Source organism: Cystobacter fuscus, assembly GCF_044360685.1.
Classification (GTDB): domain Bacteria; phylum Myxococcota; class Myxococcia; order Myxococcales; family Myxococcaceae; genus Cystobacter; species Cystobacter fuscus_C.
Map to the genome: position 1 here is coordinate 5,829,602 of NZ_CP043491.1, position 24,437 is coordinate 5,854,038.

Annotated in this window: 20 protein-coding genes and 3 tRNA genes; 14 read left to right on the forward strand and 9 right to left on the reverse strand. The window is 69.0% G+C overall.

Annotated elements, in window-relative coordinates; all coding sequences use genetic code 11:
* Positions 1–39: 39 nt before the first annotated feature.
* Complete coding sequence (locus F0U63_RS23935) at positions 40–1,008, reverse strand: diguanylate cyclase (protein WP_395848417.1); 969 nt, start codon at positions 1,006–1,008, stop codon at positions 40–42.
* A 328-nt stretch (positions 1,009–1,336) separates the two neighbouring features.
* Entirely contained in the window at positions 1,337–2,083 is a 747-nt protein-coding gene (locus tag F0U63_RS23940) for a tetratricopeptide repeat protein (RefSeq protein ID WP_395848227.1), read from the reverse strand.
* Positions 2,084–2,176: 93 nt separating this feature from the next.
* Between F0U63_RS23940 and F0U63_RS23945 the strand changes: the two genes are divergently transcribed.
* The 6 genes from F0U63_RS23945 (at position 2,177) to F0U63_RS23970 (ending at position 5,121) form a co-directional block, all read left to right on the forward strand.
* A tRNA-Leu gene (locus F0U63_RS23945) sits at positions 2,177–2,262 on the forward strand.
* Between the two features lie 63 nt (positions 2,263–2,325).
* The gene (locus tag F0U63_RS23950; protein ID WP_395848228.1) at positions 2,326–3,000 is read left to right on the forward strand and encodes a response regulator; all 675 of its coding nucleotides are present in this window, start codon (positions 2,326–2,328) and stop codon (positions 2,998–3,000) included.
* Positions 2,997–4,391 carry an RsmB/NOP family class I SAM-dependent RNA methyltransferase gene (locus F0U63_RS23955; protein ID WP_395848229.1) on the forward strand — a complete coding sequence of 465 codons (1,395 nt, stop codon included), beginning with the start codon at positions 2,997–2,999 and terminating at the stop codon, positions 4,389–4,391. Before F0U63_RS23950 ends, F0U63_RS23955 begins: the two co-directional genes overlap by 4 nt.
* Positions 4,392–4,451: 60 nt before the next feature.
* A complete protein-coding gene (locus F0U63_RS23960; protein ID WP_395848230.1) occupies positions 4,452–4,850 on the forward strand; it encodes a hypothetical protein in 399 nt (132 codons plus the stop codon).
* 51 nt (positions 4,851–4,901) lie between these two features.
* A tRNA-Ala gene (locus tag F0U63_RS23965) sits at positions 4,902–4,974 on the forward strand.
* A 74-nt stretch (positions 4,975–5,048) separates the two neighbouring features.
* Positions 5,049–5,121: transfer RNA gene (locus F0U63_RS23970), tRNA-Ala, on the forward strand.
* 202 nt (positions 5,122–5,323) lie between these two features.
* On the opposite strand, the gene F0U63_RS23975 is transcribed toward F0U63_RS23970, so the two are convergent.
* Both F0U63_RS23975 and F0U63_RS23980 read right to left on the reverse strand, forming a co-directional pair.
* The gene (locus F0U63_RS23975) at positions 5,324–6,433 is read right to left on the reverse strand and encodes a polyprenyl synthetase family protein (protein WP_155893987.1); all 1,110 of its coding nucleotides are present in this window, start codon (positions 6,431–6,433) and stop codon (positions 5,324–5,326) included.
* 368 nt (positions 6,434–6,801) lie between these two features.
* A complete protein-coding gene (locus tag F0U63_RS23980) occupies positions 6,802–7,725 on the reverse strand; it encodes a class I fructose-bisphosphate aldolase (protein ID WP_395848231.1) in 924 nt (307 codons plus the stop codon).
* A gap of 233 nt (positions 7,726–7,958) precedes the next feature.
* On the opposite strand from F0U63_RS23980, the gene F0U63_RS23985 reads away from it, so the two are divergent.
* Both F0U63_RS23985 and F0U63_RS23990 read left to right on the forward strand, forming a co-directional pair.
* Positions 7,959–9,467: a TolC family protein gene (locus F0U63_RS23985; RefSeq protein ID WP_395848232.1), complete on the forward strand. Its 1,509-nt coding sequence runs from the start codon at positions 7,959–7,961 to the stop codon at positions 9,465–9,467.
* Between the two features lie 76 nt (positions 9,468–9,543).
* Positions 9,544–10,110, forward strand: a complete 567-nt coding sequence (locus F0U63_RS23990; protein WP_395848233.1) for a phospholipid-binding protein MlaC — start codon at positions 9,544–9,546, stop codon at positions 10,108–10,110.
* A gap of 57 nt (positions 10,111–10,167) precedes the next feature.
* Here the strand turns inward: F0U63_RS23990 and F0U63_RS23995 are convergent, their stop codons facing one another.
* Together F0U63_RS23995 and F0U63_RS24000 are read right to left on the reverse strand one after the other, a co-directional pair.
* Entirely contained in the window at positions 10,168–11,352 is a 1,185-nt protein-coding gene (locus tag F0U63_RS23995; protein WP_395848234.1) for an N-acetyltransferase, read from the reverse strand.
* 6 nt (positions 11,353–11,358) lie between these two features.
* Positions 11,359–12,900 (reverse strand): aminotransferase class I/II-fold pyridoxal phosphate-dependent enzyme, encoded by a 1,542-nt coding sequence (locus F0U63_RS24000; protein WP_395848235.1) that lies wholly within the window; start codon positions 12,898–12,900, stop codon positions 11,359–11,361.
* 384 nt (positions 12,901–13,284) lie between these two features.
* On the opposite strand from F0U63_RS24000, the gene F0U63_RS24005 reads away from it, so the two are divergent.
* From F0U63_RS24005 to F0U63_RS24025, 5 genes are all read left to right on the forward strand, one after another.
* Positions 13,285–15,783: an RND family transporter gene (locus F0U63_RS24005; RefSeq protein WP_395848236.1), complete on the forward strand. Its 2,499-nt coding sequence runs from the start codon at positions 13,285–13,287 to the stop codon at positions 15,781–15,783.
* Positions 15,780–16,730: a phosphatase PAP2 family protein gene (locus F0U63_RS24010; RefSeq protein ID WP_395848237.1), complete on the forward strand. Its 951-nt coding sequence runs from the start codon at positions 15,780–15,782 to the stop codon at positions 16,728–16,730. Before F0U63_RS24005 ends, F0U63_RS24010 begins: the two co-directional genes overlap by 4 nt.
* A 17-nt stretch (positions 16,731–16,747) precedes the next feature.
* Entirely contained in the window at positions 16,748–17,941 is a 1,194-nt protein-coding gene (locus F0U63_RS24015; protein WP_395848238.1) for a methionine aminotransferase, read from the forward strand.
* Positions 17,942–18,042: 101 nt separating this feature from the next.
* Positions 18,043–18,771: a class I SAM-dependent methyltransferase gene (locus F0U63_RS24020; RefSeq protein WP_395848418.1), complete on the forward strand. Its 729-nt coding sequence runs from the start codon at positions 18,043–18,045 to the stop codon at positions 18,769–18,771.
* 216 nt (positions 18,772–18,987) lie between these two features.
* The gene (locus F0U63_RS24025) at positions 18,988–19,908 is read left to right on the forward strand and encodes a hydroxymethylglutaryl-CoA lyase (protein WP_002621034.1); all 921 of its coding nucleotides are present in this window, start codon (positions 18,988–18,990) and stop codon (positions 19,906–19,908) included.
* 20 nt (positions 19,909–19,928) lie between these two features.
* On the opposite strand, the gene F0U63_RS24030 is transcribed toward F0U63_RS24025, so the two are convergent.
* Entirely contained in the window at positions 19,929–21,494 is a 1,566-nt protein-coding gene (locus F0U63_RS24030; protein WP_395848239.1) for a penicillin-insensitive murein endopeptidase, read from the reverse strand.
* A 153-nt stretch (positions 21,495–21,647) separates the two neighbouring features.
* A complete protein-coding gene (locus F0U63_RS24035) occupies positions 21,648–22,514 on the reverse strand; it encodes a DUF1206 domain-containing protein (protein WP_395848240.1) in 867 nt (288 codons plus the stop codon).
* A gap of 282 nt (positions 22,515–22,796) precedes the next feature.
* On the opposite strand from F0U63_RS24035, the gene F0U63_RS24040 reads away from it, so the two are divergent.
* Positions 22,797–23,396: a hypothetical protein gene (locus F0U63_RS24040; protein WP_395848241.1), complete on the forward strand. Its 600-nt coding sequence runs from the start codon at positions 22,797–22,799 to the stop codon at positions 23,394–23,396.
* 12 nt (positions 23,397–23,408) lie between these two features.
* On the opposite strand, the gene F0U63_RS24045 is transcribed toward F0U63_RS24040, so the two are convergent.
* Positions 23,409–24,167, reverse strand: coding sequence for a hypothetical protein (locus F0U63_RS24045; RefSeq protein WP_395848242.1), 759 nt, complete (start codon positions 24,165–24,167; stop codon positions 23,409–23,411).
* Positions 24,168–24,437 lie beyond the last annotated feature (270 nt).

Sequence of the window (24,437 nt, forward strand, 5' to 3'; positions counted from 1 at the left end):
TCCATCGCGACCTCTGGGGGTAGTGAAACCGTCTGTCTGTCAGTGCCGTTGCGCTGCCTTGGGGGACGCCAGGTCCGAGGCGCCGTACACCACCACGCGATCCCGGCCCTCGCGCTTGGCTTCGTAGAGCGCCGCGTCCGCGGCCCTCAGGAGCTCGTCGGTGCACGCGCGCGGCTGGGCGGGGGAGTGATCCGCGATGCCCACGCTCACGCTCAGCCCGAAGGGGGCGGGCCGTCCGTCGCTGCGTGTCACCTTCACCGTGCGCAGTCCCGCGCGGATGCGCTCGGCGAGCACCGCCGCCTCGGCCGCCGTCTGGTGGGGCAAGAGCGCCACGAACTCATCGCCGCCGAAGCGCGCCGCGAAGTCCACCTCGCGCAGGTTGGTGCGCAAGAGGTTGGCGAGCGCCAGGATGGCGCGGTTGCCCACGTCATGGCCCATGCCGTCGTTGATGGCCTTGAGGTGATCCAGGTCGATGACCACCACGGACATCGGGTAGTCGTAGCGGCTCGAGCGCTTGAACTCCTCCTCCAGCCGCATGGACAGGGCGCGGAAGTTGGCCAGGCCCGTGAGCGCGTCCGTCTGGGCCATGGCCTGCAGCCGCTGCTGCTGCTCGCTCTGGCGCAGCGCGCGGTTGATGCGCGCCATCAGCTCGCGCGCGCTCGCCGGCTTGTGCACGAAGTCCACCGCGCCCAGCTCCAGACAGCGCTCGAGCGTGGCCTCGTCCGAGTCCCCGGTGAGGAAGATGACGGGCACGGACTCGGTGGCGCGGTCGTGCTGGAGCACCTCGAGCACGGCCAGGCCGTCCTCGCCGCTCTCCAGGAAGCGATCCAGGAGGATGAGATCCGGGTGCCGCTCCCGGGCGAGCTCCACTCCGGACTGGCCGTCACTGGCGCCCAGGACGCGGTAGCGGGCCGAGAGCAACTCCGTCAGGCTGTCGCGGGTGCCCGTATCATCCTCCACGACCAGGATCAGGGGCGTCTCTCCGCGTCGGTCGTGCTGCCGCTGCATGCTCTGCTCCGCTTCCTGCGCCTGGTCCTGGAAGCCGGAGTGCGAGTCCCGAGCGAACCGCTCGGAGGCTCCGCCTGCCCGCTCTTCCTCCGCCGCTCTGCCCATGTCCTCCATCACCCAAGACCCCCGGCCGCCTGCTGATCCCCGGGGATTCGCTTCTCCGGGGATGCAGAGTCCAGGAGCAAGGGCCGTGCCGTGGGACCGTCCCGATTCCGGACCGTGATTCCGGGGGGTTGCGATCAGCGCGAGGAGCTCCCGGCGACGGGATAGGCAAGAGTTGCAGCGTTACCGGGAATGCAACCCGGTAGGAATTCCCGGCAGGGAGGGGTCAGCGTCGGGGATTGAACTGCACGCGCCGGCCCCCGCCACCGCCCATGATCTGGGGCGGAGGGGTCTCCAGGCCGAACTGCCACCACATGGGCTCGTACGGCTTCATCTTCAATTTCTTGTCGTTCTGCAGGGCCGACAAGCTGCTCTTGAGCTTTTCGTCGGAGGGGTTGGCCTCGACCGCCCGCCCGAGCACCTTGAGAGCGCCGTCCTTGTCCTTGTTCTGCAGGAGACACCAGGCGTAGACGGCCCACACCACGGACTCCTTCTTGCCGGAGACGACCGCGGCCTCGAAGGACTTCTTCATGGCGGCGCTGTCCTTCTTCTGGAAGAAGAGGGCGCCCTCCATGGCCTTGGCCAGGTAGTTGCGCGGGCTGGAGCGGGCGAAGTGCGCCTGGGCGCCGTCCAGGTCCTTCGACATGTACTTCAACATTCCAATCTGGGAGTGCACCTCCGCGCCCACGAGGAACTGCCACTTGTCATAGACGAGACCGGACTCGAGCATCTTGACGGCCCGCTCGATGCGCGCCTGGGCTTCCTTCTGGCTGGTGGGCTGGCCCTGGAGCTCGCGCTGCACGGCGGCCATGATGGCCTGGAGCCTCTGCCCGATGCGCCGCCCGAGCCAGATGTAGGTGCCCAGGAAGGCGAGGGTGCCCGGGACGAGAGCCGCCCAGATGTTGAAGCCGGCGAACTTGATACCCAAGGTGATGGCGAGGCCCGCACCCAGGGCGATGAGGAGGTTGTACATGGCGCCCGTTTAGCGATCAGCGCGGGGGACCGCAATCTTCGGATGCGTCCGGCGCGGAGTCGCGGTATACGTCTGGCCGTCCCACCCCCAAGGGGCCCTCTGTCGAAATTGGTAGACGAGGCGGACTCAAAATCCGCTGCGGCTGACCCCGCGTCCCGGTTCGAGTCCGGGGAGGGCCATACCTGGGACGTTGTCGCCCAACGAGCAGAAGCACGCCTCCCAGGCGCGGATGAGTCCCTGACATGCCCGGCGAGAAGAGCCCGATGAAGGTGCTGCTGGTGGAGGATGACGCCGGGCTGCGCGAAGGCATGGCGGAGCTCATCGCCGAGCAGACCCCGGTGCGCGAGGCGGGCAGCGTGGCCGAGGCCCTGCGGGTGCTCCAGGAGGAGTCCTTCGCCCTGGTGCTCACGGACCTGCGCATCGGTGACAGTGGAGGCGGTGGGCGCATCATCCTCGAGGCGGCGCGCAAGCGGCTGCAACCGGTGGCCATCGTCAGCGCCTCGTCCGCCGACGAGGTGGTGCGGGTGCTGCGGCCCCACGAGCCGGACGCGGTGCTCAACAAGCCCTTCCAGATCGAGGACATGATGCTCCTGGTGGAGCGCTTCGTGCGGTTGCGGCGCGAGGTGGAGCGCTTGGCCGCGCAGGCCGTGCCGCCCGAGGACTCCTGGACGACGGAGCCCACCACGGGCCTGCGGCTGTCGCAGCGGCCAGACGGGGGCTTGTGGATGCGTCTGGCGCCGGGAGCCAGCCACCGCCCACCCATGAGCCGGGGCCACGCGGCCCTGGTGGTGGAGGGCTCGCTCGAGGTGGACGGCGAGACGCGCGGGCGCGATCACTACTTCTTCCTGGCGGCCGGTCCGCGCGAGCTGCGCACCCACGAGGGGTGCCTGGCCGTCACGGTCCCCGTGGACGCGTGAGTCTCTGGCCCGACACCTTCCTGGACGAGGCCAGCCTGGGGCGGCCCTCGCGGCGCGCGGCGACCGCGGCGCTCGAGGCCCACCTGTCCGTGCTCAAGGGCGAGCCCCTCAAGCTCTCGCTCGCCGAGGCCCTCAAGGACGCGGGAGGGCTGGGGGGGCAGGAGCGGCGCTTCACCGCGCTGGCGGTGCGCGAGCTGTCCCGGCACCAGCGGCTGCTGGATCTGGCGGCGCGCACGTTGGGCCACGCGCCGAGCAAGATTGGACTGCTGGAGGATCAGGCGCTGGTGCGCTATGTGCTCTGGCGGCGGCTCTTCTGTGGCGCCACCTGGGCGCGCATCGGCCCCGAGGTGAAGCTGCCCGGCCCGGTGCGCCCACGCACCCTCAAGGATGACTTCCTCGAGCGGGTGGCGCAGTCGCCGCTCGCCGAGCCCCCCTTGTCCGAGTCCGTCCCGGATCGCCTGGCGACGCGCTACTCCTTTCCCACCTGGCTGGTGCAGCGCCTGGCGGAGCTGCATCCCGAGCCCGTGCTGGAGGCGATGCTGGCGGCGCTGGACGAGGAGCCCGCGCTGCACCTGCGCGCGCGCCCCACGGGCAGCCGCGACGAGGTGCTCGCGCGGCTGGCGGAGGAGGGCGTGGCGGCGGAGCCGGTGGCGCTGGCGCCGGGCGCGGTGCGCGTCGCCGAGGCGAGCCACAAGGTTTTCGAGACGCGGGTGATGCGCGAGGGGCGCCTGCAGGTGCAGGACGTGGGCAGCCAGCTCATCGTCGAGGCCTGCCGTCCCCTCATCGAGGAGGGGGGGCACGGGGGCTCGCTCGCGGGGCGGACGGTGGCGGACGTGTGCGCGGGGGCGGGAGGCAAGACGCTCGCGCTGGCGGACGAGGTGGGCAAGGCGGGACGGGTATTGGCCGGAGATCGCTCGCGCCGCCGGCTGGCGCACGCGCGCGACCGGGCCCGGGAGCTGTCCCTGCGCCACGTGTCCTTTCCGCACCCGCTGCCCCTGGAACTCGCGGACGTGGTGCTGGTGGACGCGCCGTGCAGCGGCACGGGCTCGCTGGCGCGCGAGCCGGATCAGAAGTGGAAGCTCAGCGCCAAGGCCGTGGCGGAGTTCCACACGACGCAGCTCGAGTTGCTGCGCGAGCTGGCGCCCCAGGTGAAGCCCGGTGCGCTGGTGGTGTACGCCACGTGCTCGTTGCTGCCGGAGGAGAACGACACGGTGGTGCGCGACTTCCTCGCCCGGGAGTCCGGCTTCAGCCTGGAGCCCCTGGCGCCCGTCTTCGGCCCCGAGCGGGCGGCCCTGCTGTGCGACGGCCCCTTCCTGCGTGCCCTGCCGCCGCGGGTGCCCGGGGGGGGCTTCTTCGCCGCCCGGCTGCGCAAGGGGCCCGGGCCGGGTTGACAGTCCGGTCGCGCGCACGCTACGCAGGAAAACCCCCTTTTTCCGCGAGGTTCGCGCCCGGTGGCAGCCGACCCCAAGCAGTCCGAAGCCCTGCGACAGATCCAATCGGCGTTCGAGTCCGCCCAGCAGAAGATGAGCGAGCTGCGCAAGCAGGTGGAGACGCACTCCGCGCTGGCGCAGGCGAAGACGCAGAGCGACTTCCTCCAGAAGGAGAAGGATCGGGTGCTGCGCGATCTGGGCGAGGCCGTCTTCAAGCAGGTGCAGAAGGGCCGCCTCGAGTTGCCCACCTCGTTCGCCCCCCTGCTCAAGGCGATCGACCAGGTGCAGCTCAAGGTCGAGGCCCAGGCGAGGGAGATCAGCGATCTGCTCCAGGAAGGGGAGGAAGCGGCCCAGCGCCTGAAGCAGAAAAACAACGGGCCCGCGCATTCGGGAGTAGCGACCCGCACGAAGAAGTTGTAGAAGAGCGCCGCTTTCGACGGCGGCCACTCCCCAGGTGGCCACTCGCGTTGTGGGGCTATAGCTCAGCTGGGAGAGCGCTTGAATGGCATTCAAGAGGTCATCGGTTCGATCCCGATTAGCTCCACTGGAAGAAGAGACGAGGCCCGGCGGTCACTCCTTCGGGCCTCGTCTCCAACCGTCGAAGACAACAGAAGATGAGGGGCTATAGCTCAGCTGGGAGAGCGCTTGAATGGCATTCAAGAGGTCATCGGTTCGATCCCGATTAGCTCCACAACGTAAGAGGCCCACCCGGCGAGAGTCGGGTGGGCTTTTTGCTTTTCACGCCTCGTGAGGCGCTGAGGCCCGAGTGGCCTTCACGAGCGCGCCGCTTCGCGCCCGGCCAGCCCCACAACGTGAAAAGCCCACCCGATGAAATCGGATGGGCTCTTGCTTTCGCGCTTCGTGAGGGGCCGCCCGGAGCGGCCCGGCCTTGCTCAGGCCTCGCGGATCATCAACATCTGCAGCAGGTCGCGCAGCATCTGCTTGAGACCGCCGGCCTCGGGCAGGGTCTGCAGGATGCGCGCGGCGGCGTTGGTGGAGCGCTCGATGATGCGCTCGGTGGCGGAGCGCCCGCCGTGGATCTCCACCAGCTCGCGGGCGCGCTGCAGCATCGTCTCGTCCTTGGGGCCGGGGATGCAGAGCGTCTCCATCTCCTGGCGGGCCTCGGGCGTGGCGCGCAGGTAGGCGGCCAGCAGCGGGAAGGTGCGCTTGCCCTGGGCCAGGTCCGAGTCGGTGGGCTTGCCCACCACCGAGGACTGTCCGTACAGCCCGAGCAGATCGTCACGCAGTTGGTAGGCCGTGCCCACGTAGCGGCCGAAGCGCTCCAGCTTGTTGATGATCTCCGGCGCCGAGCCGGACAGCATGGCCCCGCAGACCAGCGGCGCGGTGAAGCCGTAGAGCGCCGTCTTCAGGTAGGCCACGCGCAGCGCGTTGTAGATGGACAGCTCGGCCAGGGGCTGGTGCGGCAGCCGGATGTCCATGTACTGCCCGGCGGCGGTGTAGCGGCATACCTTGAGGAAGTAGCGCGTGGCCACGTCCGCTTCCGGCAGGTTGCAGCCCAGCATCACTTCCAGCGAGCGCCCGTAGAGGTGATCCCCGATGACGATCGCCAGGTTCTCGCCCAGGCGCCCCTCGCCGAGCATCTTGTGCAGCGCCGCGCCGCCGCGGCGGGTGTCGGCCTGATCCGCGACGTCGTCGTGGATCAACATGAAGGTGTGGAGCAACTCGGTGGCCGCCGCGAACCGCCACAACCCCGAGGGAGCGCGCGTGTCACCCCGTCCCAACGCGTAGCCCACGAGCACCAGGGCCGGCCGGATGCGCTTGGAGGGCCGCAAGCTGTAGCTGCGCACCTGCTCGAGCACCTTGTTCCACGCGGGATCCAGATGGCGCTCGTCCTCCAGCTCCAGGATTTGATGCAGCACGACCTGGGTCTGGTACTGGACCGTCTTCGCCCACGACGTGAAGTCAACGGGGGAGGGGGGAGCCTGCTGCTGCTGCTCCGCCGCCGGCGCCTCGGCCTGGGTAGAAGACTTCCGCTCTTTCATGACCGAGTAGGGTGCACTCGAGGTTCCGCGCGTCGGCATTGTATCTTGCACTGCGGCCACCAGCGTCAGCATGTAGAACCTCCGGGGCGGACTTCGGGGATCAAGCTCGCCCCTCGGACATTCCTCGATATTTTACTATCAGAAAAATTTTCTTCGAGCAAACAACTTCTTCCGAAGGAAGGAATACTGCTGCTGAAAACCGCAAGGAAGAGCCCCGCTGTGGAAACGTGGCTTGGGTCACGCAATACCCGTGAGGTTCTTTCAGCGGCAGACGTTTCCTTGCTCAAGTAACGAACAAGCGGCCGAGCCCTCGAGGAGCCACGGCCGCTTGGGGTGTGGGCCTGAGTGAGCCTGAGTGGGAAACTAACTCAGGGGGCGCTCTTGAAGATGGCCATCACGTCCTTGAGCAGCTTGACGGACTCGGCATGGGGGCGCTGGAAGGCGTTGCGGCCCATGATGGAGCCGAAGCCGCCGCCAGCGGCGATCTGGCGGATCTCCTCGAGCAGGTCCTCGGTCTTCTTGGACTCGCCGCCGGAGAAGATGACGATGCGCTTGCCGTTGAAGGCGGACTTCACCACGTCGCGGATGCGGTCGGCCATGGTGGCGGTGGGGATCTTGTACTGCTCGTAGACCTTCTTGGCCTCGGCCTGCTCCAGGAAGTCCTGGGGCGGCTTGACCTTGATGATGTGCGCGCCGAGCTGGGCGCTGATCTGCGCCGCGTAGGAGATGACGTCGATGCCCGTCTCGCCCTGCTTGCTCATGTTGCCGCGCGCGTACGCCCACACGATGGTGGGCAGGCCGTAGTCCTTGGCCTCGGCGATGATCTCGCGCAGGTCCTCGTACATCTGGTTGCGCGCCCCGGAGCCCGGGTAGATGGTGTAGCCCACCGCGGTGCAGCCCAGACGCACGGCGTCACGCACCGTGGAGGTGATGGCGGAGATGGGGTAGTCCGTCTTGGCCAGCGTGTCCGAGTTGTTCAGCTTGAGCACGAGCGGGATCTCGCCCATGTACTTGCCGGCCACCGCCTCCAGGAAGCCCAGGGGCGCGGCGTAGGCGTTGCAGCCCGAGTCGATGGCGAGCTGGATGTGATAGTCCGGATCATAGCCGGCCGCGTTGGGCGCGAAGGAGCGCGCCGGGCCGTGCTCGAAGCCCTGATCCACGGGCAGGATGACCAGCTTGCCGGTGCCCGCGAGCGTGCCGGTGTTGAGCAGGCGGGCCAGGTTGGCCAGCGTGCCGGGGTTGTCGGACGGGTACCACGAGAGGATCTGCTTGACGCGATCGGTGTACGCCATGGGGTTCCTCGATTGGGGGCTCGATGCCCCGGGACTGGATAGGCGGCGCGGATTCTTCCCACGCGAGCGGCCCGCAACCAAGCGATCATTCATTTCTTCGTCGCGCGTGTGTCTCTCTTGCGGGAACGATTCAGCCTCTCGGGAATTCCAGGCGGGAGATGCCGCGCCGCGTCGAGCAGGATCCAGGGTATTCACGGGGTAACGGAGGGAAGTACGTGGTGGAACGCAGCACATTGCGACGTGTCATGGGGCTGGGGTGGGTGCTCACCGCGACGGTGGCGGGAGCGCAGCTCGCGCCGCCCACCGCGCCACCGACGCCCGTCCCCAGCGGGCAGGTGCAGTTTCCCGCGGCCCCGGACGTCACGCCCCAGGTGGGCGAGGCGGCCGAGCAGTCCGTGCCGGACGAGGCCCCGTCCTCGGCGCCCGGTGAGGTGAGGCGCACGCCGCTCACGCTGGAGCAGCTCGTGCGGCGCGCGCGTGAGCAGGACGCGCGGGTGGAGGCCGCGCGCGCGGAGCTGCGCCGGTTGCACGCGCTGCTGAGCGAGGCGCGCTGGGCGTGGTTTCCCAAGTTCGAGACCCGGGTGGGCCTGGGCGGCCCCATCCCCGAGGCCCGCAACGACGGCCTGGGCGGTCCTCCCACCACCCAGGCCTCGCTGGAGGGGGATCTCGACTTCGGCCGCATGGGCGTGACGGCGTTCGTCGAGTCCAACGCCGTGCTGCCCCTCTATACCTTCGGAAAACTCAAGGCCCTGGAGCAGGCCGCGGAGCAGGGCCCCGTCATCGGCAAGGCGCTCCAGTCGCGCGCCGAGGACGAGGCGGGGTTCCAGGCCGCGCAGGCCTTCTACGGCTACCAGTTGGCGCGCTCGGGGCTCGCGCAGCTCGAGGAGACCTCCCGGCGGCTGGAGGACGCGGCCGGGCGCATCCAGGAGATGCTGGCGGCGAAGTCCGATCAGGTGTCGAGGATGGACCTGTACAAGGTCGGCTTCTTCCGCAAGCAGCTCGACGCGCGCCGGGCCCAGGCGGAGCAGGGCCGGCAGGTGGCGCTCGCCGCCATCCGCCTGCTCGCGGGCACTCCCGCGGACGAGCCCGTGGAGGTGGCCGAGGTGGAGCTGGAGCCGGAGGAAGCCGGAGAGCCGCCCGCGCTCGAGCAGGCCCTGGCCACGGCCGAGCGGCAGCGGCCGGAGATCGCCGGCATCGCCGCGGGCATCGTCGCGCGCGAGAAGGAAGTGTTCATCCGCGAGCGCAGCTTCTATCCGGATCTCGGCCTCGCGGGCTTCCTCACCCTGCGCTTCACGTCGAGCGCCACGCGGCAGCGAGATCCCTTCGCCTACGATCCGTACAACGATCGGGAGGCGGGGGTGGGGCTGGTGGCGCGCTACACCTTCGACATCCCCGTGAAGCAGGCGCAGTTGGATCAATCCCGGGCGGAGCTGGACAAGCTCAAGGCGCAGCAGCGGTTGTTGTTCTCGGCCATCCGCCTGGAGGTGACCCAGGTGCACGGGGTGCTGGTGGCGGCGCGCGAGCGCGCCCAGGCCCTCAGCCAGGCCGAGCGGGAAGCGCGGCGCTGGGTGACGGCGGCCCTGAGCGCGTTCGAGCTCGGCACGGGAGGCACGCGGGATCTCATCGAGGCGTTCACGGCGTTCGCCCAGGCGTCAGCCGATCGGGCCCAGAGCTGGCATGACTTCCAGGTGGCCCGGGCCGAGCTGGACCGGGTGCTGGGCCGGGTCCCCGGCGCGCCGTGAATAACCCGGCCACGCGGAGTGTCCTGGCCCTCATCGTCTCACCCTGTTTCACCCCTCAATGCCGGAGCCCCCATCCATGCTCGTCTCCCTGCTCACCGCCGTGCTCCTCACCGCCTCGCCAGGCCCGCTCGAGGTCGTGAAGGAGGGCAACACCCACGTCCAGAAGGTCGCCTCCGCCAAGGCGGCCACCGCGGAGCAGGTCTACCAGGTGGTGGAGCGCTTCGTGGACTTCGGTGAGCTGTCCAAGCGCGCGCTCGGCGAGACGTGGAACAAGCTCACCGCCGCCCAGCGCAAGGACTTCTCCAGCACCATGGAGGGCCTGCTGCGCGCCTCGTACGCCCAGAAGGCGCTGGGCCAGGGCCGCACCCAGGTGCACTACGGCAAGGAGTCCATCGAGGGCAACGAGGCCAGCGTGGACACCACCGTCAACGTCAACCGCGACAAGTACCCGGTGAACTACAAGCTCTACCGCGCGGGGGAGCAGGCCGGATGGCGCATCTACGACGTGATCACCGATGACGTCTCGCTCCTGGAGACCTACCAGGAGCAGTTCCGGAAGATCCTCGCCACCAAGGGCTTCGACGGGCTGCTCGCCACGCTCAAGGCCAAGCGGGCGCAGATCGAGAAGACGATCATCCCCTGAGGCCTGGGGAAGGAGAGGACAGGGGCCCCTCGACAGGGCCCCCCCCTCACACGGCGGTTACAGGGACTTCTCGTAGACGCGGAAGACCTTGGAGCGCTTGCCGCCCATGGACTCGATGGCGCGGTTGACGAGGTGGTTGTCCTCGAGCGTCCAGGAGATCTCCCCGCCCTCGAAGCCCAGCTCGCGCGCGGTGCGCAGGGTGTCCAGGTAGAGGATGGCGTCCAGGCCCCGGCGCCGGTAGCCCTCGATGGTGCCGAGCAGGATGAGGCGCAGCCGGCGGATCTTCCGCGAGGCCAGCAGCAACTTCGCGAGCCCGATGGGCAGGCCGAACGTGGTGAGCCGGCCATTGGCGGCCTTGAGGGCCTCGTTGGCATCTGGGACGGTGAGGCTGAACGCCACCGGCTCACCCTTGACCTCGCCGATGAGCACCAGCTCCGGGCGCACCATCTGCTTGAGCTCGCGCGCCAGGTTGTCGAACTCGGCCTCGGTCATCGGCACGAAGCCCCAGTTGTTATCCCAGGCCTTGTTGTACATGGCCTTGATGCGGGCCACCTCGCCGTCGAAGTCCTTGAGGTTCACCGGGCGCACGGTGATGCCCTCGCGCTGACGGATCTTCTCCGCCACGCGCGCCACCTTCTCCGGCGGCGGGGTGGAGGAGGACAGCTCCCACGCGTACAGGTCCTTCACCTTGGCGTAGCCGTTGGCCTCGATGAGCGCGGCGTACCAGGGCGGGTTGTACGTCGTCATGATGGCCGGCGGGGTGTTGAACCCCTCGACGAGCAACCCCACCTCGTGGTTGGTCGAGTAGCTCATCGGGCCGATCACCGAGGTGAAGCCCTTGGCGCGCAGCCAGCCCGCCGCGGCGTCGAACAGCGCCCGGGCCACGCCCGCGTCGTTCACGCACTCGAAGAGCCCGAAGAAGCCGACGTTCGTCTTCTGGAACTCGTTGTAGCGCGGGTTGTTCACCGCCGCGATGCGGCCCACCACCTGTCCCTCCCGGCGGGCGAGGAAGAACTCCACCTCGCCGAACTCGAAGAAGGGGTTCTTGCGCGGATCGATGAAGTCCCGGCGCTCCATCTCCAGGTGGGGCACCCAGTTCGGATCCCCCTTGTAGATGGTGTAGGGGAAGCGGATGAAGGCCGTGCGCTCCGCCGAGGTGCGCACGGGCGTCACCTCCACGTTGGCGGGGAGGGGAGGCAGGGAAGTGCTGCCTGCTGCGGTGGACGGTTCGGCGGCGGCCATGGGTGACTAGCTCCTGTCTTCGCGACCGTTGCGGATGAAGAGGTTGGCGCCCTTCTCCAGCAAGAGCCCGGGGATGTTCGCGCGCTTCTCCCACAGCTTCATCGGCATCTGCCCGAGCTTGCGCAGATCCTCGGACTGCAGGTTGGCGGCGCGCCAGGTGAGGTTCTCCACCGCGTCGAAGAGCCGGCCGGCCACCTCGCGCGAGGACATGCGCGAGAGCTGATCCAGCGAGAAGCCGTTGGGGGCGAGCTCTCCGGCGGCGGCGGCGGCCCACTTCTCCGACGCCTTGTTGTTGCGCACGAAGGTGTTCGGACGGGCGATCTGCACCGGCGTGTAGCTGGAGGGCCGCGTCTGGGGGATGACGTCCATCTTCTTGCCAATCTGCTCGAAGATGTCGAGCACCCGGTCGAGCTGCTCGTCGGTGTGCGTGGCCATGTAGCTGGTGCGGATGAGCGCGTGGCCCGGCTCCACCGCGGGCGGAATCACGGGGTTGGCGAACACGCCCGCCTCGTGCAGCGCCTTCCAGAAGCGGAAGCACTTGACCTGGTCGCCGATGAGCACCGGCACCACCGGCGTCACCGACACGCCCGTGTCGAAGCCCATGGCGCGGAAGCCGTTGTGCATCTTCTCCGCGATGTCCATCAGGCGCGCGCGCCGCTCGGGCTCGGCCTGGATGATCTCCAGCGCCTTGAGCGCGCTCGCCACGGAGGCGGGCGTCATGGACGCGGAGAAGATGACCGAGCGCGACTTGTGGCGCATGTAGTTGATGACGTCGTGGGGGCCGGCGAGCACGCCGCCCAGCGACGCGAAGCTCTTGGAGAACGTGCCCATGACCAGGTCCGTCTCCGCCTCCAGGCCGAAGTACTCGGAGGTGCCCCGGCCCTTCTCGCCGAGCACGCCCATGGCGTGCGCGTCATCCGTCATCACCCGCGCGTTGTACTTCTTCGACAGCTCCACGATGCGCGGCAGATCGCAGATGTCGCCCTCCATGGAGAACACACCGTCGGTGACGATGATGCGCCCCGCCTTGGGCTCCTTCTCCACCGACTGCTGCAAGAGCTGCTCGAGGTGCTCCAGGTCGTTGTGGCGGTACTTGCGCTCGGTGGAGAAGGACAGGCGCACGCCGTCCACCAGCGAGGCGTGGTTCTGCCGGTCCGCGAAGACGATGTCGTGACGGCCCAGGATGGAGGCCATCGCCAGGTTCGTCTGGAAGCCCGTGGAGATGACGAGCGCCGACTCACGGTTGAGGAACTTCGCGAACTGGTGCTCCAGCTCCTCGTGCAGCGCGAGCGTGCCGTTGAGCAACCGCGAGCCCGAGCACGTGGTGCCGTAGCGCTCCACCGCCTTGATCGCCGCTTCCTTCACCCGCGGGTCCGCGCTCAGGCCCAGGTAGTTGTTCGAGCCCACCATGATGACGCGGCGGCCCTCGATCTGGACCTCGGTGGCACCAAAGGACTCCTCGATGGCGCGGAAGTACGGGTAGAGTCCCGTGGCCTTGGCGATGCGGTAGTCGTTCCAGTTGCGGCACTTGTCGAACACGTCACTCATGGCTGTCTTCTCAATCCGGGGCGCACACCGGGGCCTTGGGGTATCCGGGCCTCGCGGCGAGGGTCCTTCTCGGGGGGGGCGGCGTGGCGTCAATATTGAGTCACTTCCCAGGTGTCAAGGCATCGGCCCCTCCCACGCTCCGCCTCCTCGGAAGCCCTCGGTGCCTTCCCGCCTCGTGAGAACTCCCACCCGCGCCCCTGCTGGGCGTCCGAGTGCGCAACGGCCTGCACACCCGGACTCGATTGCCCTGGTTTCGGGGGGGCAAGCCCCGGGATTGGCTGGAAGGTCCGGAGCGGGGAAGGGGTTGGGGCTGGAATCGGGAGGTCCGTGACAGGAATCCGGAAGTTTGCTCTTTGAGGGCCTCCACTGGATTGGGGTCAAGGCTTGGCAGAGTCGCATCGACAGCGGTGGTTCGAGACCTTCCTGAAGGCGTCGCTCACGCGGCCCGGGCGGGTGCTCCTCGCGTTCACGCTCCTGGCGCTGGGAGGCGCCCTGCTGGCCGGACGCCTCGAGTTCCGGGGCTCCTTCGTGGAGCTGCTGCCGGACGAAGCACGCGAGGTGAAGGATCTCGCACGCGTGGCGCAGAAGGCCGGCGGCGACGGCTACCTGGTGGTGCGCGCCCAGGGCCTGCCGCCCGAGCAGCTGCGCGCCTTCGCCAACACGCTGGCGCGCCAGCTCGAGACGCTGCCCGAGGTGCGCTACGTGGAGCACCACTTCGACGTGGGCTTCTTCGAGGAGCGTGGCCTGTGGCTGCTGCCCATCGACAAGCTGCGCGCGTTGCGCAAGGACGCGGAGGCGCGGCTGCGCTACGAGAAGCAGAAGGCGCTCGCGGTGGACCTGCTCGACGAGCAGGACGCGCCGCCGGACTTCGAGGCGCTCGTGAAGAAGTACAGCCCCGAGGCGCCCATGCGCGAGTACCTCTCCAGCCGGGACGGCACGGAGATGTACCTCATGGTGAAGCCGGACGGCACGGCGGCCGATCTGGTGTTCGCGCAGAAGCTCGTGGATGACGTGCGGCGCGAGTCCGAGCAGCTCGCGCGCGGCACGCCCGGCGTGAAGCTCGACTACGGTGGGGCCTTCCAGGCGCGGCTGGAGGAGGACGCGGTGATGCGCGCGGACCTCACGCGCGCGGGCCTGCTCTCGGCGCTGATGGCGGTGGGCATCATCCTGCTGGCCACGCGGCGGCTGTGGGCGCTGGCCGTGGTGGGCGTGCCCGTGGTGTTCGGCGTGGCGTTCACGTTCGCCTTCGCCGAGCTGGCGATCGGCCACCTCAACATCGTCACGGGCTTCCTGGTGGCCATCCTCATCGGCCTGGGCCTGGAGTACGGCATCCACCTGTCCATGCGCTACTGGGAGGAGCGGCGCGAACTCCCGGTCTCCGAGGCGCTCTCCGCGGCCGTGCGGGGCACCTTCTCCGGCGCGCTCACCTCGGGGCTGACGAACGCGGCGGCCTTCTTCGTGCTCGTGTTCGCCCAGTTCACCGCCTTCCAGCAGTTCGGGCTGCTCGCCGGGGTGGGCGTGCTGCTGGCAGTGCTCAGCGCCTATGCCCTGGGCCCCGCGCTGCTCGTGCTCGCCGAGCGGCTGCGCCCGGGTCGTCAGCCGGCGGGGGAGCATGCCCCCGAGCCGTCCACTCAGGCCTTCGTGCCCTCCGGCAAGCGCTGGCCCACGGCGGGAGTCGCCAGCATCCTCGTGGCGGTGCTGAGCCTGGCGGCCTGGTCGCTCTACGTGGCCCCCCGCGTGGGCTTCGAGACGGACATGCGCAAGCTCAAGGGCGACTCGCCCACCGTGCGGCTGGACGAGCACATCATCGAGGAGACCGGCACATCGCTCAATCCCGCCATCCTCCTGGTGAAGGACTTGGAGGAGGCCCGGGTGGTGCAAGCGGTCATCCAGGAGGTGAAGCAGCGGCATGGCTCCGACTCGGCCATCAAGATGTCCGCGTCGCTCGGTGATCTGCTGCCCCAGGACGTGCCGGCGCACGCCGAGCAGATCGCGGCCATGCGTGCCTCGCTCGAGAAGCTGCCCGAGGACGTCCGGGCGGACTCCCGCGTGGCCGCCGTGACGAAGATGCTCGAGTCCCAGCCCTACGGGCCCGGCCAGGTGCCCGTGGAGGTGCGGCGCCGCTTCGAGGCGCTCGATGGCAAGGGCCTGTTCCTCCTGCTGCTGCCCTCGGTGTCCAACCACGACACGCGCGAGCTCGCGGCGTGGTCCTCGCAGGTGGGCGAGGTGATCGACGGGGCGAAGGCGCGGGGCGTGGATCTGGCGGTGCTGGACAGCAACCTCATCGCCGCGCGCATCTTCTCCATGGTGCGCGCCGACGGGCCCTTCATCCTCTGGTCCGCCGCGGCGGTGGTGTTCCTCGCGCTGCTCGTCAGCCTGCGCAGCTTCAAGCGCGCCTGCCTGGTGGCCGGGCCGCTGTTCCTGGGCATGCTCTGTCTGGCGGGGGGGATGTACCTCTTCGACGTCAAGCTCAACTTCATCAATGCCGTGGTGTTGCCCAACCTGCTCGCCATCGCCGTGGACAACTCGGTGCACCTCTTCCACCGCTACGAGGAGGAGGGACCGGGCTCGCTCGGCCATGTCGTGCGGCATACGGGGCTGGCGGCCGTGGTGGCCACCCTGTCCAACGCGGCGGGGTATGGGGCTTTGTTGATTTCCCACCACGCGGGCTTGAGATCGATTGGTCAGATTGCACTTCTGGGCGTCATGTGCACCTTCCTGGGCACCACGGTGTTCTTTCCGGCCCTGCTCGCGTTGCTCGAGCGACACAAGGGACGGAAGGGTGGTGGGGTCGAGGTTGGGGCGGGTCGGGTTCAGAGCCTGGAAATCGGCGCTCCCCCAGGGGAGGTGGCCGTAGAGCCAGGGGAGCGTAAATCTGCGTGAAGACAGGGACATTGGAGCGTCGCCGCGTCCTTCCGGACGCACCTGAGGTTCGGTTCAAGCCCGTCGACGTGGTCATCATCGTCGCCTGTGCATGTGCCGCCTTCCTGCTCGTGGGGCCCTACAAGTGGGCTCCTGGCGCGGCGGGTTCCGCTGTCACCTTCTTCATCTTCGCGCTCGGCCCCCTGGTGCTGCGCACCCTGGAGTCCTACTTCCCCCGCCAGCGCCTGCTCTCCTTCCTGGCCTCCTTCTGGCTCCTGCCCGTGGTGGCCCTGGGCCATGGCGCCATGTGTCCACTGGTGACCGCTGTGTCTCCCGGGCTCCAGGACGCGCAGCTCGCCACCCTGGATCAGCGCATGTTCGGCGCCCAGGTGTCGGTGGTGCTCGGCCAGCTCTCGCCGCCCTGGCTCACCGAGCTGCTGTTGCTGTGCTACTACGGCTACTTCCTGTGGCCGCTGGTGCTCGGGATGACGCTCTACTTCGCCGGCAAGCGCGAGGCCTTCGACGAGTACCTCCTGGCGCTCAGCCTCTTCTTCGCCTTCAACTTCGTGCTGTACTCGCTCGTGCCGGCCATCGGCCCGCGCTACTTCCTCTATGGCGCCTTCCCCGAGACGCTCCAGGGCCTGTGGTTCACGCCCTACCTGGAGTCGGCCATGCGCCAGCCGGGCTTCGCCAAGGACTGCTTCCCCTCGGGCCACACCGGGGCCACGCTCGTGGTGCTGGTGTACGCCCTGCGCTTCGAGCGGCGCGTCTTCCGGGTGATGTTGCTGCCGGGCCTGGGCCTCATCGCCGCGACGCTGGTGGGCCGCTTCCACTACGCCACGGACCTGATGTGCGCCGTGCCCCTGCTGCTCGGGGTGGTGGGCTTCGCCATGGCCTACACCCGTTCGATGGCGCGGCGCGGAACTGTGGAGCGCCCGGTGGGGATGGACGCTATCGTGCGCTCCTGAGCAAGGGAGCGTCACGCATGAGCAGACCGGTACTCGCGGGTAGGGTGGCCCCCCTGGGCACCACCGTCTTCACGGAGTTCAGCGCGCTGGCCCTGCAGCACGGCGCGGTCAACCTGGGGCAGGGCTTCCCGGACTTCGATGGGCCCGAGGCCGTCAAGGAAGCCGCGCGCACGGCCATCACCGAGGGCATCAACCAGTACGCCCCGGGCAGCGGCCTGCGCGCGCTGCGCATGGCCATCGCCGAGCACTCCGCGCGCTTCTACGGCCAGCAGATCGATCCGGACACCATGGTGACCGTCACCAGCGGCGCCACCGAGGCCATCCTCTGCGTGCTGCTGGGGTTGGTGGACCCGGGTGACGAGGTGGTGCTCTTCGAGCCCTTCTACGACTCGTACGACGCCAACATCGGCTTCGTCGGGGCCCGGCCGCGCTACGTGCCGCTGCGCCCCCCGGATGCCACGCATGCCACGTGGTGGTTCGATCGCGACGAGGTGCGCGCGGCGTTCGGTCCCCGCACGCGCCTGCTCATCATCAACTCGCCCCACAACCCCACCGGCAAGGTGTTCACCCGCGAGGAGCTCGAGTTCCTCGGCGGCCTGTGCGCCGAGCACGACGCGCGCGTGCTCTCCGACGAGGTGTACGAGCACATCGTCTTCAGCCCGGCGCGGCACGTGCGCGCCGCCACGCTGCCCGTGCTCGCGGATCGCACGGTGACGGTGAGCAGCGGGGGCAAGACGTTCAGCCTCACCGGCTGGAAGGTGGGGTGGTTCATCGCGCCCCCCGCGCTCAACGACGCCGTGCGGCGCGCGCACCAGTTCGTCACGTTCGCCACCGCCTCGCCCCTGCAGTTCGCCATGGCGGCGGCGCTGCGGCTGCCGGACGCGTACTTCCAGGAGCTGAGCAGCAGCTACCACGCCCGGCGCGAGCGCCTGCTCGCGGGCCTCGCGCGCGCGGGTCTCAAGGCCCACTCGCCCGAGGGCAGCTACTTCATCCTCGCGGACATCTCCGGGCAGGGGCACGGGGACGACGTGGCCTTCTGCCGCCACCTGGTGACGCACGTGGGCGTGGCCGCCATTCCGCCGAGCGTCTTCTACGGGCCCGAGCACCGGCACCTGGGACGGGGCTTCGCGCGCTTCGCCTTCTGCAAGACCGACGCGGTGCTCGACGAGGCGGCCCGCCGGCTGAAGGAAGGGCTCGCCCCGTCGCGCTGAGGGCCTCCCGCGCGCCGGGCGCTCGTCTCGCGGCTTGGGCTCTCCGGGTGCTGGCTCCAGCTTACGAAGTCCGCACCCTCCACCGGAAAGGGCGGTCCGCTCTGAGCTTCTTCGGCGAGTTGTACCTGCGCTCCACGCTGCCCTTCCTCTCCGCGGAGACGACGCAGAGGGAAGTGGCCTACCTCGAGCGCGCCTTCCGGGGCCTCGCGCTCCCGGGTCCCATCGTGGACCTGGGCTGTGGCCATGGCCGGCACGCCGCTCCGCTGAACACCCGGGGCTCCCTGGCGGGCCGCATCCTCGGCCTGGAGTTGGATGCCCTGACCCTGCGCGAGCGCCTCCCGGGCTTTCCCGTGGTGCGCGCCGATCTGCGCTCGCTTCCCTTCCGCCCCGGCTCGCTGGCCGGGGCCTACGCCTGGTACTCGACCCTGTTCGTCTTCTCCGACGAGGAGCACGTGGCGCTGCTGCGCGAGGTGGCGCGGAGTCTGCGACCGGGGGGCCTGCTGGTGTTGCACACCGTGCCGCGCGAACGCCTGGAGTCCGAGCCCCAGGCGTCCTTCTCGGGCCGCCTGCCCGACGGCAGCCACCTGGAAGAGCAGAGCCGCTTCGACGCGGTGCGTGGTCGGGACGAGGCCACCCGCCGCTTGACGCTGCCCGACGGGCGCGTGCTCTCGGGCCGGTACGCCATCCGGTACTACCGGCTCGAGGAGTTGATCCAACTGCTGGAATCCACGGGATTTTCGGTGGAGTGGATCCACGGTGGGCTGGAGGGGGAGCCGCCCTCGGAGTCCTCCCTGGATCTCATCGTGGGCGCGCGGGTGCGGCCTGGCTGACATGAGGGGCGGGAAGAGACGCGCGATAGTCTTGCGCGACGCGGCCCGGAAGATCATCTACACAGGGGGCACCCGACGCCCCAGGTGTTTGTCGGCGCCCTCCAGGAAGACGTCGAGGCGGTCGGCGGGAAGCTCGACGCAGGACATCATCCAGTGGACTCGAACCAACAACATCGCGGCCCGCGCGTCACAGGGCTTGGCAGTCTTCCGCGGCGGGTGGACCTCTACGAGGTCGGCCCGCGCGACGGCTTGCAGAACGAATTGCGCACACTTCCCACGCGCGACAAGGCGCGGCTCATCGAGGCGTTGATCGCCGCGGGCGAGAAGCGCATCGAAGTCACGTCCTTCGTCCACCCCAAGTGGATTCCCCAGCTGTCGGACGCCGAGGAGCTCCTGCGGCTGGTGGGGCGGCGCGAGGGCGTGACGTTCTCCGCCCTGGTGCCCAACCTCAAGGGCCTGGCGCGCGCGAAGGAAGCGGGGCTGGAGGAGGCGGCGATCTTCATCTCCGCGTCCGAGGCCCACTCGCACAAGAACATCAACAAGAGCATCGCCGAGGCGGTGGCCGAGGCGCGGCAGACGAGTGAAGCGGCGCTCAAGGCCGGCCTGCGGGTGCGCGGCTACCTGTCCACGGTGTGGGGCTGCCCCTACGAGGGCGAGGTGCCCGTCTCGCGCGTGGTGGAGATCAGCCGGGCGCTCATCTCCGACGGCATCTACCAGTTGAGCCTCGGGGACACGATCGGCGTGGGCACGCCCCGGCAGACGGAGACGATCCTCTCCGCGCTGCTCGAGCACCTGCCGGTGGAGAGCCTGGCGCTGCACCTGCACGACACGCGTGGCACGGCCCTGGCCAACGCACTGGTGGGGTTGCAGATGGGCGTGACGACGTTCGACGCCAGCATCGGTGGACTGGGCGGCTGCCCCTATGCCCCCGGCGCGGCGGGCAACCTCGCCACCGAGGACATCGTCTACATGCTGCACGGCATGGGCGTGGAGACGGGCATCAACCTGGATCGCCTCGTCGAGGCGGGCATGGTCGCCCAGGAGCTCATCGGCCGGAAGCTCGCGGGGAAGTTCCTCCAGGCCGCGCTCGGCGAGCGCGAGAAGAAGGCGAGCCGCCGGGCACGCAGCCCGGCCTGACGCTCGGCCTTCCGCTCGGACTACTGCACGGTTCCGGCCGCGCTGCCCGCGGACAGGGTGCCGCGCTCGGACTTCTCCACCGGGGAGGCCGCGTGCGCGGGCATCTCCATGGGGGCGGGCTCCTTCGTCTCGACGGGCTGCAGCGCCGGCGCGGGCTCCGTGGCCACGGGGGGCTCCTGCGCGCTCAGCACGGCGGGCTCGCTGGGGGGCGGGGTGGACTCGGCGGCAACGGGCGTGGGCTCGACCGGAGCGGGCGTGGGCTCGGCGGCGGCCGTGGCCGTCCCGGTGGGGCTGGCCGAGGGCGCGGGCTCGGCGGGGGCCACGGCCGTCTCGACAGGAGCGGGGGCGGGCGCGGGCGTGCTGGCCACGGCGGGGGCCTCCGGGGCGAGCTCCGGCGGCAGCTTGCGCGGCGGGACGATGACGGGGGGCGGCACGGGGCAGCGGGTGCAGGGGCCGCGCAGGGGCACCGCGAGCACCTGGCCGATCCGCAAGAAGGTGCCGCGCATCCGGCTGGCCTTCTTGATGGCCTGCACGCCGGAGCCGTAGCGCAGGGCGATGCCGCCGAGCGTGTCACCCGAGCGCACCCGGTGCATCACCATGTTCTGATCCGGCTGGAGCGCGAGCAGCGGGGCGATGCGCCAGCCCAGCTCCTGGGCGCGCGGGTTGTAGAAGCGCACGTGGAAGTGATCGCGGTGGCCGCGCGCGTGCTTGATGAGGGCCGAGTCGCCGAAGAGCGAGGAGACCCACTTCGGGTCCTCGCCCTTGCTCAGGGCGTACTCGCGCAGGACCTTCTGCACGCGCTTGTCCACGAGGATCATCTGCACGTCGGTGTGCTGGATGAGCGACTTGATGAGCGCCCAGTTGAGCTCGAGATCAATGTACTTCTCGCGCTCGCGCGCCCGGATGGGATCCACCGTGGGGTAGTAGAAGCCGAGGTCCACGTCGCGGCCGGACTGGTGGCTCTTATGCGGGCGCAGATAGCCGCCGTCGCGGGAGCTGATCTGATTGACCCGGAGGGCGGGAGCCTTGGGGTAGGCGGCGCGGACCTCGCGGATGGCGCGGGTGGTGTAGTCGATCGTCTCCTGGGTGGCCCACGCCAGCTCGGGCGACACGACGATCCACGCATCCCCTCGCGGGAACTGGACCGAGTTCACCATCCGGCCGCTGTGCACGAAGCCCACCGAGATGGAGCCGAGCTCCTTGGGCTGCTTCTTCCACATCTCCGTGAGCGCGTCGTCCGAGTACTCGGCCGTGTAGAAGGGCCCCGAGGGCATCGAGGCGTCCGTGCTCGTCTCGGTCTCCTCCTCGCCCTCCGCGCCCTCGGAGGCGTCCGCCGACTCGTCGTCCTCCTCTTCCTCCACCTCGGCGCTCGGGGCGGCCGGGGAGGGCGCCACGGCGAGGGCCTCGGCCGGGGTGCTCGTCGCCGGGAGCGCCTCGGACGAGGAGGGCACCGTGGGAGCCGTGGCCCCGGCTGGCGGCGGGCCTTCCGAGGAGGCGGTCGTCACCGGGGGGGCGGGGACGGTGGACGCGACATGCGCGGTGCAACCCGCGCACAGCAACAGGACTATCCAGGATGGGGAACGCACTGAGTCACAGCATCGCCTGAAATTCCTGGTCCACCAAACAAAGGATCCAACCTGGCAGTACAGCAGGCGAGCAGGCGGGAAGGACCCGAGGGGTAGGCAGGCCGCGCCGGGGGGCGCGGCCGGTCGGGCTCTCGGACCCGCCGGGACCGGGCCTCAGGCCCCCTGGAACCTGCGGTAGCGGGAGACGACGGCCATGTACACCGCGTAGGCCACGAGTCCCGCGGCGGCCAGGGTCAGCAACACGTCCCCGTAGGGCTGGCTCGCCAGCGTCGCCAGGGTTCCATCCAGCCCCCGGGCCTCGCTCGGGTTGGAGCGCAGCGCCGCGAGCAGGAAGAAGACGCCCATCATCAGGAACACGACGCCCCGGGCGGCGATGCCTCCCTTGCACACGCGCATCGCCCAGCGCTCCTGCGAGGCGTTCAAATCCCGCAGGCTCAGCTTGCGGCGGAACTTCTCCGTCCACGCCTTGTAGAGCTGCGACACCCCCATGCCCGCGATCACCAGCCCGACCACCGCCACGAGCGCCTGGCCGAACGGCTCCGACAGCAGCTTCGCCGTCCACGACTGCATGCTCTGGTCCCCATGCTGTCCCGCGCCGCCGCGGCCCAGCACCAGCCGGAAGGCCGCCACCGCCAGCGAGGCGTGAATCACCGCGCTCACCCCATAGGCCGCTCGGACCACGAGCCCCTTGGTCCCCGTGCCCTTTCCATCCGGATCCATCCACGCCTGCACCACCCGCCACAGCACGTAGCCCAGGAGGCCCACGGCCACCACCGCCAGCAGCGCCGTGCCCCACGTGCCGCGCGCCAGCGAGGCCAGCGCCCCGCGCGTGTCCGTCATCTCTCCGCCCTGGCCAAAGGCCACCTGCAGCGCCAGCACTCCAACCACGGCGTACACCACGCCCTTGGCCAGGTAGCCCATGCGCGCCAGCGGCACCAGCCAGGGGTGATGCAGCGCCTTCGCGCCCAGTCGATCTCCCTGGTTCTTCAGCTCCACGGCTTTGCGGCCCAGTTCGTTCATCCCCGTTCCCCCTCATGCCCGGAAGTGCGCGGAGTCATCGCCCGGGCGTCCGTGCCGGAAGGTAGGCACCCGGCGCGGAATGTCTCGGCGAGCGCACGCCCGGCGGCGTCCAGACCAGCCAGCCGAGCGCGTGAGGATGTAGAGATCCGCTCTGGCCAAACCTCGGCCACGGGGTGATCTCCAGAGTAGAGGAGGGACGAACACCGATCCTTGAAGCCTCTCCCTCCTCATGCTGGACTGACGGAGCAAGCCCCCTCACTCCCTTGCCAGCCGGTGATCCCCATGAAGAACTACGATGCTCTCGCGCCCTTCCAGGTCCTCGGCGCCAACATCCAGAACATCCTCGATGCCTTCGGTGCCTTCTCCGTGCTCGCGGGCAAGATCATGCTCGACGAGCAGCTCGGCACCCAGGCCGCGGACGGCTCCATCCTGTTCGATCCGGAGAAGTGGTATCCGCTCGCCAACAACCTGCGGGCGATCGAGCGGATCCAGAACGAGTACGGCAGCATCGTCATCCGCCAGATGAGCGCGGCCCTGCTGCGCAACGCGAAGTTCCCGCCCTCCGTGAGGGACATCGAGAGCGGACTGGCCTCCATCGACATCGCCTACCATCTCAACCACGCCAAGAACGGCGTGCCCCTGTTCAACCCGACGACGGGCCAGATGGGCGAGGGCATTGGCCACTTCGCGTGCAAGCCCGTCGCGGGGAAGAAGCAGATCATCTGTGAGACGAACACGCCCTACTCGTGCGTCTTCGATCAGGGTCTGGTGCTGGCCATGTCCCATCGCTTCCAGCCCACGGCCACCCTGGTGCACCAGAACCCCACGCAGTGCCGCAACAGCGGCTTCCCCTCCTGCTCCTACTCGGTGACCTGGAAGTAGGGCGCGAGGGGCTCACATGGTGGCGGTGGACCAGGAGACCTCGGCCCACTTGCCCATGCCGGACATGTCCCGGTGGAAGTTGCCCGTCCACAGGGCGTACTCGAGCAGCTCGTCGAACATGCCCTGGAAGAGCGTGTACACCTCGTCCACCGCGTCCAGGGCCGCCGAGAGCTGCTCCTCGGTCAGCTCGTGGCGGGTCATCATCTCCTCCACCGTGTCGCTGGTGAGGGTGTGGTTGGCCTCCATCATGTCGTGCGTCTTGCCGAAGTAGTGCAGCTTCCTGCCCGTCTGCGCCTCGAAGTCCTCCGCCGCCTTGCAGAAGGCGTCGAACGCCACGTCGGCGGTGCCCTCCACCGCCTCGACGATGAGGAAGCGGATGCGCGGATCCGGGTGGCGCGTCACCAGGCTCGTCAGCTCGTACGCCAGCATCCGCGTGTGCCGGCAGTGCTTGCCCCAGAGCATCTTCAGCACGCTGCCCAGGTCCATCGTCGTGTTCATGTTCAGCGTGCGCAGGTCCTTCACGTACATCCGCCAGTGCTCATCCTCCTCGCGGCTGTGCACGTTGAGCATCTGCTGAACCGGATCCTCCGAGCTGTCATCCCGGATGACGTACTTGTTGAGATCCATGAAGGCCATCGCGAAGGGCGCCAGACACGGCACGAAGGCGAAGCGTTCGCGCGCCTCGATCGACGAGTCCTCGATGAAGCTGAGGAATGAGGACCGGGACAGCTCCTGCTTCTTCTTCTCGATGTAATTCAAGACACGCTTCATGGCCTTCTCCTCGTAAGGAAAAAGTGGAATTCGGCTCTTGAGGGTGGGTCACTTCTCACCCCCAGCCCTCATTCGCGTGTGTGAAAAATTACCCCGGGATTTCATGGAAGTCAAAAGTCTACAGGGCAGAAAGAATGGTTTCTCGCGCGTTTGCCTCGGAAGGGTCACCCATTCGTCACATGAAAACGTGCACGAGCCAAAGAAAAACCGGCCCTGGGTCGGAAGTGACTCATCTGGTGGGTTTGACCCAGGCCAGACCCGGGAAAGCCC

Excerpts from the sequence above, each read along its gene's own strand:
- F0U63_RS23935 (WP_395848417.1), bottom strand. The coding sequence starts at position 1,008 with ATGCAGCGGCAGCACGACCGACGCGGAGAGACGCCCCTGATCCTGGTC.
- F0U63_RS23940 (WP_395848227.1), bottom strand. The coding sequence starts at position 2,083 with ATGTACAACCTCCTCATCGCCCTGGGTGCGGGCCTCGCCATCACCTTG.
- F0U63_RS23950 (WP_395848228.1), top strand. The coding sequence starts at position 2,326 with ATGCCCGGCGAGAAGAGCCCGATGAAGGTGCTGCTGGTGGAGGATGAC.
- F0U63_RS23975 (WP_155893987.1), bottom strand. The coding sequence starts at position 6,433 with ATGAAAGAGCGGAAGTCTTCTACCCAGGCCGAGGCGCCGGCGGCGGAG.
- F0U63_RS23980 (WP_395848231.1), bottom strand. The coding sequence starts at position 7,725 with ATGGCGTACACCGATCGCGTCAAGCAGATCCTCTCGTGGTACCCGTCC.
- F0U63_RS23990 (WP_395848233.1), top strand. The coding sequence starts at position 9,544 with ATGCTCGTCTCCCTGCTCACCGCCGTGCTCCTCACCGCCTCGCCAGGC.
- F0U63_RS23995 (WP_395848234.1), bottom strand. The coding sequence starts at position 11,352 with ATGGCCGCCGCCGAACCGTCCACCGCAGCAGGCAGCACTTCCCTGCCT.
- F0U63_RS24000 (WP_395848235.1), bottom strand. The coding sequence starts at position 12,900 with ATGAGTGACGTGTTCGACAAGTGCCGCAACTGGAACGACTACCGCATC.
- F0U63_RS24015 (WP_395848238.1), top strand. The coding sequence starts at position 16,748 with ATGAGCAGACCGGTACTCGCGGGTAGGGTGGCCCCCCTGGGCACCACC.
- F0U63_RS24035 (WP_395848240.1), bottom strand. The coding sequence starts at position 22,514 with ATGAACGAACTGGGCCGCAAAGCCGTGGAGCTGAAGAACCAGGGAGAT.
- F0U63_RS24040 (WP_395848241.1), top strand. The coding sequence starts at position 22,797 with ATGAAGAACTACGATGCTCTCGCGCCCTTCCAGGTCCTCGGCGCCAAC.
- F0U63_RS24045 (WP_395848242.1), bottom strand. The coding sequence starts at position 24,167 with ATGAAGCGTGTCTTGAATTACATCGAGAAGAAGAAGCAGGAGCTGTCC.